A 1089-nucleotide genomic window follows, 5' to 3' on the forward strand; every position below is an offset into this window, starting at 1 on the left:
GCGGGTACCCCCGCTATAAGTGACCCCGGATTTTTATTAACGCGTGCCTGTGTGGAGGCGGGAGTTGAGGTGGATTGTCTGCCCGGAGCTACTGCTTTCGTTCCGGCTCTTGTCAACAGCGGATTGCCTAATGATAAATTTGTCTTCGAAGGCTTTCTTCCCGTAAAGAAAGGACGACAAACCCGGCTGGAATTTCTCGCCCTGGAGACGCGTACCATGATATTATATGAGTCTCCTCATAAACTGCTAAAGACACTCGCACAGATCATAGAATTCATGGGAGAAGACCGGCAGGTTTCGGTGTCCCGGGAAATTTCCAAGCTCCATGAGGAAACCGTGAGAGGTACTGCCGCCGAAGTGCTGGTACATTACGAAGCCAAACCACCTAAAGGGGAAATTGTAATTATTGTTGCAGGCAAAAAAGACTAAAAAAGCTACCATTTCAGAAATAGGAAATTTCTTCAGTTCTTACCATTTCAGGACATGTAAGTTGTGAGGGAAGGCCGCAATAATTTCATATTTTTGAAAAAAATAATTCATGCGCTGGACTCTTAAACCTAAACCCGATCCTCATACCGTTGCACACCTTTGTGAAGTTCTGGGTGTGGAGAAGAGTATTGCATCTTTGCTTACACAACGGGGGATAAACAGCTTTGAGGAGGCCAAAAAATTCTTTAGGCCCAGTCTGGCCGACCTGCACGATCCCTTCCTGATGAAGGATATGGACAAAGCCGTGGCACGAATCGAACTGGCACTTCAAAAAGGGGAAAATATTATGGTCTATGGGGATTATGATGTAGATGGCACTACCAGTGTTGCCCTGGTGTCATCCTATCTTAAAAAGATCTATCCCAATGTTGCTACTTATATTCCCGACAGGTATGATGAAGGTTACGGTGTTTCCTATAAAGGAATAGATTTCGCTGCCGATAACGATATAAGTCTCATCATTGCTTTGGACTGTGGTATAAAAGCCATTGAAAAGGTAGCTTATGCATCCCAAAAAGGAGTGGATTTCATTATTTGTGACCATCACCGCCCGGGGGCGGGAATTCCCGATGCCGTGGCCGTCCTGGATCCAAAAAGGGC

Annotated in this window: 2 protein-coding genes; both read left to right on the forward strand. The window is 45.8% G+C overall.

Annotated features, from left to right (window positions below; all coding sequences use genetic code 11):
* A partial coding sequence (rsmI, locus tag HC175_RS15035; RefSeq protein WP_209310000.1) for a 16S rRNA (cytidine(1402)-2'-O)-methyltransferase occupies nt 1-429 on the forward strand: 429 nt, incomplete at its 5' end.
* Between the two features lie 109 nt (nt 430-538).
* A partial coding sequence (locus HC175_RS24260; protein WP_438865942.1) for a DHH family phosphoesterase occupies nt 539-1089 on the forward strand: 551 nt, incomplete at its 3' end.

It is taken from the genome of Salinimicrobium oceani (assembly GCF_012037645.1).